The 2,214-nt window shown below is 66.6% G+C and carries 2 protein-coding genes and 1 pseudogene; all 3 read left to right on the top strand.

All coding sequences use genetic code 11. The features are described 5' to 3' along the window. Window positions 1-168: 168 nt before the first annotated feature. Complete coding sequence (gene ccoS, locus AC1D01_RS34990; RefSeq protein ID WP_477874159.1) at window positions 169-363, top strand: cbb3-type cytochrome oxidase assembly protein CcoS; 195 nt, start codon at window positions 169-171, stop codon at window positions 361-363. A gap of 29 nt (window positions 364-392) precedes the next feature. Beyond that, window positions 393-1,728: pseudogene (locus tag AC1D01_RS34985) on the top strand (cbb3-type cytochrome c oxidase subunit I). A gap of 19 nt (window positions 1,729-1,747) precedes the next feature. Continuing rightward, window positions 1,748-2,214: cytochrome-c oxidase, cbb3-type subunit II (gene ccoO, locus AC1D01_RS34980; RefSeq protein ID WP_477874157.1), on the top strand; the 467-nt coding region annotated here is incomplete at its 3' end.

The raw sequence follows: 2,214 nt of genomic DNA, 5'->3' as shown, positions 1-2,214 counted from the left end.
GTGCGCGTGGTGCGGCAGAACCTCGCGTGGTCGGCGCTCTACAACGCTGCCTGCATCCCGCTCGCGCTGGCCGGCTTCCTGCCGCCGTGGGCCGCCGGCCTCGGCATGGCACTCAGCTCGCTGTTCGTCATCGCCAATTCCCTGCGCCTGGCGCGCTGAAGCTCGACGATGAACATCCTCTATCTCCTGATCCCGATGTCGGCCCTGCTGGTGCTCGCGCTGCTCGGCGTGTTCGGCTGGGCGCTGAACCGTGGCCAATTCGACGACCTCGACGACGAGGGGCTGCGGATTCTGCACACCGACGACATCGCCCTTGATCAGCATCAAGCCGCCGCCGGCGCGTCGCTCCAAGAATCACCGTAGAGCAATCATGGTGAAAGAAGAGGCGACCTATGTCGAACGAATCTGCGGCCGCGCAGCCCGTCTTCAGTGACTGGAGCGTGCGCTGGTTCTCGCTCGCGGCGGTGCTGTGGGGCGTGGTGGGGATGCTGGTCGGCGTGTTCATCGCAGCCGAGCTGACCTGGCCCGAGCTGAACCTGGGCATCTCCTGGCTCAGCTACGGCCGCCTGCGGCCGCTGCACACCAACGCGGTGATCTTCGCGTTCGGCGGCTGCGCGCTGTTCGCCAGCAGCTACTACGTGGTGCAGCGCACCTCGCAGGCGCGGCTCTTCATGCCGAAGCTCGCGGCCTTCACGTTCTGGGGCTGGCAGGCGGTGATCGTCGCAGCCGCCATCACGCTGCCGCTGGGCATCACGCAGGGCAAGGAGTACGCCGAGCTCGAGTGGCCGATCGACATCCTGATCGCCATCGTGTGGGTGTCGTACGCGGTGGTGTTCTTCGGCACGATCGCGGTGCGCAAGGTGCGCCACATCTACGTCGCGAACTGGTTCTTCGGCGCGCCACAACGCGGTCGGCTTCTTCCTGACGGCCGGCTTCCTCGGGATGATGTATTACTTCATCCCGAAGCAGGCCGAGCGGCCGGTGTACTCGTACCGGCTGTCGATCGTGCACTTCTGGGCGCTGATCTTCACGTACATGTGGGCGGGCCCGCACCACCTGCACTACACCGCGCTGCCCGACTGGGCGCAGAGCGTGGGCATGCTGTTCTCGCTGGTGCTGCTCGCGCCGAGCTGGGGCGGGATGATCAACGGGATCATGACGCTCTCGGGGGCGTGGCACAAACTGCGCGACGACCCGATCCTGAAGTTCCTCATCGTCTCGCTGTCGTTCTACGGCATGAGCACCTTCGAAGGGCCGATGATGTCGATCAAGACGGTCAACGCGCTCAGCCACTACACCGACTGGACCATCGGCCACGTGCATTCCGGCGCGCTCGGCTGGGTCGGCCTGGTGTCGATGGGCACGCTGTACTTCCTGGTGCCGCGCATGTTCGGCCGCACGACGATGTACAGCACCCGGGCGATCGAGCTGCACTTCTGGATCGCGACGGTCGGCATCGTGCTGTACATCGCCGCGATGTGGATCGCCGGCGTGATGCAGGGCCTGATGTGGCGCGCGGTCAACCCCGACGGCACGCTGGTCTACAGCTTCGTCGAGAGCGTGAAGGCGACCTTCCCCTTCTACGTGGTGCGCCTGGCGGGCGGGCTGCTGTACCTGGCCGGCATGCTGATCATGGGCTGGAACGTCGTGAAGACGGCCACCGCCGGCCGCTACCGGCCGCTGCCCGTGCCGGGTCAGGTCGCTGCGCTGCAGCCGGCCCCCGCCTGAGCCACCGAGGACACACCACATGGCCAATGCAAACGACACCAACACCCCCGGCTTCTCGCACGAGAAGATCGAGACCAACAACTTCCTGATGATCGTGCTGATCCTGCTGGTGATCGCCGTCGGCGGCCTGGTGGAGATCGTGCCGCTGTTCTTCCAGCGCTCCACCACGCAGGCGGCGCCGGGCCTCGCGCCCTACACCGCGCTGCAGCTGGCCGGGCGCGACGTCTACATCCGCGAGGGTTGCTACAACTGCCACTCGCAGATGATCCGCCCGTTCCGCGCCGAGACGCTGCGCTACGGCCACTACTCGACGGCCGGCGAGTTCGTCTACGACCATCCGTTCCAGTGGGGCAGCAAGCGCACCGGCCCGGACCTGCATCGCGTGGGCGGCAAGTACAGCGACGAGTGGCACCGGGTGCACCTGATCAACCCGCGCGACGTGGTGCCGGAGTCGAACATGCCGGCCTACCCGTGGCTCACCCAGGC

The sequence above is a fragment of the Rhizobacter sp. P3_B12 genome (assembly GCF_056402895.1).
Note: the sequence above shows the minus strand (reverse complement) of the source record. Positions and strands in the feature narration are given on the sequence as shown.

Coding starts and splice junctions, on each gene's coding strand:
- ccoS (WP_477874159.1), top strand. CDS start 169: ATGAACATCCTCTATCTCCTGATCCCGATGTCGGCCCTGCTGGTGCTC.